The organism is Cobetia sp. 3AK, assembly GCF_029846335.1.
Classification (GTDB): domain Bacteria; phylum Pseudomonadota; class Gammaproteobacteria; order Pseudomonadales; family Halomonadaceae; genus Cobetia; species Cobetia marina.
Genome location: NZ_JARWKR010000055.1, coordinates 1 through 210 on the forward strand (window position 1 = coordinate 1; position 210 = coordinate 210).

Annotated in this window: 1 protein-coding gene; it reads left to right on the forward strand. The window is 65.2% G+C overall.

The window, feature by feature from the left end:
- Nucleotides 1–210, forward strand: a 210-nt coding sequence (locus QD228_RS17125) for an AAA family ATPase (RefSeq protein WP_279876149.1), incomplete at both ends; no start/stop codon positions are given.

Genomic DNA, 210 nt, shown 5'->3' on the forward strand with positions numbered 1-210 from the left:
GCTCGGCCAGCGCCAGCGGCTCAGCCTCGCGGTGGCCATGGTGCACCGACCGGAGATGCTGATCCTGGACGAACCGACATCGGGCGTCGATCCGATCGCGCGCGACCGTTTCTGGCAGATGATGATCGACCTCTCGCGGCGCGACCGTGTGACGATCTTCGTCTCCACCCATTTCATGAACGAGGCGGAACGCTGCGACCGCATCTCCCT